This is a genomic window from Archangium sp. Cb G35 (genome assembly GCF_001896145.1).
Classification (GTDB): Bacteria; Myxococcota; Myxococcia; order Myxococcales; family Myxococcaceae; genus Archangium; species Archangium violaceum.
The window spans coordinates 1-6,361 of sequence record NZ_MPOI01000034.1; the positions used below are offsets into that span (position 1 = coordinate 1).

1 protein-coding gene is annotated in these 6,361 nt (G+C 70.1%); it reads right to left on the reverse strand.

Annotation, left to right across the window (positions count from 1 at the left end; genetic code table 11):
* A partial coding sequence (locus tag BO221_RS52100; RefSeq protein ID WP_233166665.1) for a non-ribosomal peptide synthetase occupies positions 1-6,311 on the reverse strand: 6,311 nt, incomplete at its 3' end.
* Between the last annotated feature and the right edge of the window lie 50 nt (positions 6,312-6,361).

Genomic DNA, 6,361 nt, shown 5'->3' on the forward strand with positions numbered 1-6,361 from the left:
GGCAACTGCAGAGCGTCGAGAGGAGCGTTCTGAAGGGTGAAGAGGGCCTGGAAGAGAGGGCTGCGGCTGAGGTCACGAGCGGGAAGCAGCTCCTCGACGAGCTTCTCGAAGGGCAGGTGCTGGTGCTCATAGGCGGCCAGGGTGGAGGAGCGCACCTGGGCCAGCAGCGAGCGGAAGGAAGCACGAGGTTGCACGCGAGAGCGCAGGACGAGGGTGTTGACGAAGAAGCCGATGAGGCCTTCGAGCTCGGAGCGGTCGCGGCCGGCGATGGGGGTACCGACGCAGATGTCGTCCTGGCCGGAGTAGCGAGAGAGGAGCAGCTGGAAGGAGGCCAGCAGCACCATGAAGGGAGTGGTGGACTCATGCTGGCAGAGGGCCAGGAGGGAGTCGGAGAGGGAGCGGGGCAGCTGAATGGGCAGCTGAGCACCACGGTAGGACTGGACGGAGGGGCGAGGCCTGTCGGTGGGCAACTCCAGGGCGGGAGGAGCACCGGCAAGCTGCTGACGCCAGTAGGAGAGCTGGGACTGGAGAGCCTCGTCACGCAGCCACTGGCGCTGCCAGGAGGCGTAGTCGGCGTACTGCACGGGCAGCTGGGGCAGCTGAGGCGTGCGGCCGGAGGAGAAGGCCTCGTAGAAGGAAGCCACCTCACGCACCAGCACACCCATGGACCAGCCGTCGGAGACGATGTGGTGCATCGTCACCAGCAGCAGGTGCTCCTGCTCAGCGAGCTTCAGCAGCGTGGTGCGCAGCAGCGGACCGTGCTCTAGCGAGAAGCCGCGCTGGGCCTCCTGCTCGGAGCGCCGACGCGCCTCTGCCTGACGCTCGGGTTCGGCGAGCGAGCGGAGATCCACCACGGGCAGGGTCCACGAAGAGGGCGCGTGGATGCGCTGGAGCGGCTGTTCTTCACCCGCGTGGAAGGTGGTGCGCAGGGACTCGTGACGGGCAACGAGCGTCTCGACGGCGCGCCGCAAGGCTTCCACGCCCACCTGTCCGGAGATGCGGAAAGCGGAGGGGAGATTGTACGTGGCGGTGCCGGGCTCCAACTGGTCGAGGAACCACAGGCGCTGCTGGGCAAAGGAGAGCGGCAGCTCGCCCTGGCGTGAAGACTGACTCAGCGCAGGCAGGGCGGGCGCGGAGGCCTGGCGCCGGGCGGAGTCCACCCGTGCGGAGAGCGCGGAGAGTGTGGAGGCCTCGAAGAGGACTCGCAGGGGCAGCTCCACGCCGAGGGCGGAGCGGACACGCGAGACGGCCTGAGTGGCCAGCAGCGAGTGGCCGCCGAGAGCGAAGAAGTCATCCTCCAGGCCCACCTTCTCCACGCGAAGCAGCTGGGCCCAGATGTCGGCCAGGGCGCGCTCGGTGTCGGTGCGGGGCGCGAGGAAGGTGCGCTGGGAGAGCGCGGACGCCTCGGGAGGAGGAAGGGACTTGCGGTCCACCTTGCCGTTGGAAGTGAGGGGCAGGGCCGACAGCACCACGAAGGCCGAGGGCACCATGTACTCGGGCAGGCGCTGGCGCAGGAAGTCGCGCAGGGGAGCGGGGCTGAGTGGCTGGGAATCACGGCCCACGACGTAGGCGACCAGACGCTTGTCGCCGGGAGAGTCCTCGCGTGCCAGCAGGACGCAGTCGCGCACGGAGGGGTGCAGACGCAGGGAGGACTCGACTTCGCCCAGCTCGATGCGGAAGCCGCGCACCTTCACCTGGAAGTCGACGCGGCCGAAGTACTCCAGCACGCCGTCGGGACGCAGACGCACCCTGTCGCCGGTGCGGTACATGCGGCTGCCCTGGGGGCCGAAGGGGTTGGGCAGGAAGCGCTCGGCGGTGAGCTCCGGACGGTGCAGGTAGCCGCGGGACAAGCCCTCACCGGCCAGGTACAGCTCGCCCAGCACGCCCACGGGCACCGGGTGCAGGTGGGCGTCGAGGACGTAGGCCTGGGAGTTGGAGATGGGACGGCCGATGGGGGGCACCTCACCGGGACGCACCAGGGTGAAGGTGGAGTAGGTGGTGTCCTCGGAGGGGCCGTAGAGGTTGTAGAGACGGCGGATGGAGGGCACCTCGTACACACGTCTCGCCAGAGTCTGAGGCAGGGCCTCACCGGCGAGGTTGACGGTGCACACGGAGGGAGGCACCGCGCCCATGCGCAGCAGTTGCTCCATGGCGGAGGGGACGGTGTTGAGAAGCGTCACCTCGGAGGCGGTGGACAGCTCGGCCAGGTGCAGGGCGTTGCGAGCGAGCACCACGCCACCGCCGCAAGCCAGGGGAGCGAAGAGCTCGAAGACGGAGAGGTCGAAGTTGAGCGAGGTGGAGGCCAGGACGCCGCGCAACTCCTCGGGCTGGAAGACGGAGAGGGCCCAGTGCAGGAAGGCGACGGCGTTGCGGTGGGAGATGCTCACGCCCTTGGGCCTGCCGGTGCTGCCGGAGGTGTAGATGAGGTAGGCGAGATTGCCAGGCAGGGGCGAGTCGGCCAGGGGCTGGGTGGACTCACGGGAGAGCGCGTCCGCATCCGAGTCCAGGCAGACGGTGGGGATGGAGTGCGGAGGGAGCGCGGACAGCAGGTGGGAGTGGGCGAGGAGGGCGGGACCCTGGGCGTCCTCGAGGAGCCAGGCGAGGCGCTCCTTGGGGTAGGTGGGGTCCAGGGGGACGTAGGCACCACCGGCCTTGAGGATGGCGAGGAGGGCCACGAGCATGTCGGGGTTGCGCTCGACGCACAGGCCGACGCGGGACTCGGGGCCGACGCCCATGGCACGCAGACGCCGGGCGAGCTGGTTGGAGCGAGCTTCCAACTCCCGGTAGGTGAGGCGGCCGTGCTCGGAGATGACGGCGGTGGCCTCGGGGGTACGCCGCACCTGGGCCTCGAAGAGGTGGTGCAGGCACTCATCCTGGGGGAAGTCCGCGCCGGTGGCATTCCAGTCCACGAGGAGCTGCTGACGCTCGGACGGGGAGAGGATGGCAGCGGAGGCCAGGGGCGCGTCGGGGTTGGCGAGCACCGACTCCAGGAGCACCTGGAAGTGGCCGGCCATGCGCCGGAGCGTGGAGGAGTCGAAGAGGTCGGTATTGTACTCGAAGACGCCGGAGAAGCCCTCGGGGGACTCGGAGAGGAAGAGGGAGAGGTCGAACTTGGAAGTGGCGCTGTCGGCGGGCAGCGGCTGGAAGCTCAGTCCGGGCAGACGCAGCGACTCCAGGGGCGCATTCTGAAGGGTGAAGAGAGCCTGGAAGAGAGGGCTGCGGCTGAGGTCACGGGCGGGCAGCAGCTCCTCGACGAGCTTCTCGAAGGGCAGGTGCTGGTGCTCATAGGCGGCCAGGGTGTTGGAGCGCACCTGGGCCAGCAGCGAGCGGAAGGAGGCACCGGGCTGCACGCGAGAGCGCAGGACGAGGGTGTTGACGAAGAAGCCGATGAGGCCTTCGAGCTCGGAGCGGTCGCGGCCGGCGATGGGAGTACCGACGCAGATGTCGTCCTGGCCGGAGTAGCGAGAGAGGAGCAGCTGGAAGGAAGCCAGCAGCACCATGAAGGGAGTGGTGGACTCACGCTGGCAGAGGGCCAGCAGGGAGTCGGAGAGGGAGCGGGGCAGCTGAATGGGCAGCTGAGCACCGCGGTAGGACTGGACGGAGGGGCGAGGCCTGTCGGTGGGCAGCTCCAGGGCGGGAGGAGCACCGGAGAGCTGCTGACGCCAGTAGGAGAGCTGGGACTGAAGGGCCTCGTCACGCAGCCACTGGCGCTGCCAGGAGGCGTAGTCGGCGTACTGCACGGGCAGCTGGGACAGCTGAGGCGTGCGGCCGGAGGAGAAGGCTTCGTAGAGGGAGGCCACCTCACGCACCAGCACACCCATGGACCAGCCGTCGGAGACGATGTGGTGCAGGGTCACCAGCAGCAGGTGCTCCTGCTCGGCCAGCTTCAGCAGCGTGGTGCGCAGCAGCGGACCGTGCTCCAGGTTGAAGGAGCGAGCGGCCTCCTGGGCCGAGAGCTGGCGCACCTGGGCCTCGCGCTCGGACGGGGGCAGCTCCATCAGCTCCACGACCGGGAGGGGAATCGAGACGGACGAGGCAATGCGCTGCACGGGGCCGTGCTGGCCGGAGTGGAAGGTGGTGCGCAGGGACTCGTGACGTGCGACGAGCGCGTCGGTGGCACGCCGCAGGGCTTCCACGTCCAGCTGTCCGGAGATGCGGAAGGCGGAGGGGACGTTGTAGGTGGCGGTGCCGGGCTCCAACTGCTCGAGGAACCACAGGCGCTGCTGGGCGAAGGACAGGGGCAGCTCGCCCTGGCGTGAGGCCTGGCGCAGCGGCGGCCGTGCGAGCGCCGAGGACTGGCTCCGCGCGGAGTCCACCCGCGCGGAGAGCGCGGAGAGGGTGGAGGACTCGAAGAGGGCGCGCAGGGGCAGCTCCACGCCGAGGACGGAACGGACCCGGGAAACGGCCTGGGTGGCCAGCAGCGAGTGGCCACCGAGGGCGAAGAAGTCATCCTCCAGGCCCACCTTCTCCACGCGCAGCAGCTGGGCCCAGATGCCAGCCAGGGCGCGCTCCGTGCCGGTGACGGGCGGGAGGAAGGCACGCTGGGAGAGCGCGGAGCCGTCCGGCGCGGGAAGCGCCTTCTTGTCCACCTTGCCGTTGGCGGTGAGCGGCAGGGCCGCCAGCACCACGAAGGCCGAGGGCACCATGTACTCGGGCAGCCGCTGGCGCAGGAAGTCGCGCAGCTCCGAGGGCGCCGACTCGCGTGCGACGAGATAGGCCACCAGGCGCTTGTCGCCGGGGACATCCTCGCGGGCGATGACGCAGGCTTCGCTCACCGTGGGGTGCAGGAGGAGGGTGGACTCGATTTCACCCGGCTCGATGCGGAAGCCCCGCAGCTTCACCTGGGTGTCGGCGCGGCCGAGGTACTCCAGCTCGCCGTGCGACAGCCAGCGCACCCGGTCTCCCGTGCGGTACAGGCGGCTGCCCTCGGGGCCGAACGGGTTGGGCAGGAAGCGCTCGGCGGTGAGCTCCGGCCGCCCGAGGTAGCCACGCGCCAGGCCCACGCCGCCGATGTACAGCTCACCGGGAATGCCCGCGGGCACTGGCTGGAGCGCCTCGTCCAGGACATACAGGCGGGTGTTGGGCCAGGGTTTGCCGAGCGTGACGCGCTCGGGCGAGACGCTGACGGGGGTGATGGTGGCGCAGACGGTGACCTCGGTGGGGCCGTAGGCATTGAGATAGGTGCGGCCCGGGGCCCAGCGGCGGACCAGCTCGGAGCTGGTGGCCTCGCCCGCGGAGATGAGGGTGTGCAGCCCCTCGAGGCCCTCGGTGGGCTGCTGCGCCTGGACGGAGGGCGTGAGGGTGACGGCACTGACGCGCTGCTCGCGCAGCAGGGTGCGCAGGGGCTCGCCGGGCATCAGCCGCTCACGCGGCGCGAGCACGAGGCACGCGCCGGCCAGCAGGGTGGCGAAGACCTCGGCCACGGAGGCGTCGAAGCCGAAGGCGGCGTACTGAAGGACGCGGCTGTGGGGGTGGAAGCCATGCGCCCTGACGGCGGCGAGTGCCGTGTTGCACAGGCCGCGGTGGGCCAGCAGCGTGCCCTTGGGCTGGCCGGTGCTGCCGGAGGTGTAGATGACGTAGGCGAGGTTGCCAGCGGTGGCCAGGGGCGGAAGGGTCCGCTCGGGGTGGCGGGAGATGGCGTCCGACTGGGAATCCAGACGCACCACGTGGGCCGGGTGCGAGGGGAGGACGGGCAGCAGGCTCTGGTGGGTGAGGATCACCGCGGGACGGCCATCGGCCAGCATGAAGGCCAGACGTTCCCGGGGAAGGGACGGATCCAGGGGCAGGTAGGCGCCGCCGGCCTTGAGGACGGCGAGCATGGCCACCACCATGTCCGGCGAGCGCTCCACGCACAGGCCCACGGGGACCTCGGGGCCCACGCCCAACGAGCGCAGGTGCCAGGCGAGCTGGTTGGCGCGCGCCTCCAGCTCCCGATAGGTGAGCGAGGTGCCCTCGAAGCACAGCGCCTCGGCTTCCGGCGTACGCGCGGCTACGGCCTCGAAGAGGTGGTGGGCGCAGGTGTCGGCGGGGAACTCCGCGTCGGAGGCGTTCCACTCCACGAGGAGCTGGTGACGCTCGGACGGGGAGAGGAGGGACGCGGAGGCCAGGGGCGCATCGGGGTTGGCGAGCACCGACTCCAGGAGCACCTGGAAGTGGCCGGCCATGCGCTGGAGCGTGGAGGAGTCGAAGAGGTCGGTGTTGTACTCGAAGACGCCGGAGAAGCCCTCGGGGGACTCGGTGAGGGAGAGGGAGAGGTCGAACTTGGAGGTGGCGCTGTCGGCGGGCAGCGGCTGGAAGCTCAGGCCAGGCAACTGCAGAGCGTCGAGAGGAGCGTTCTGAAGGGTGAAGAGGGCCTGGAAGA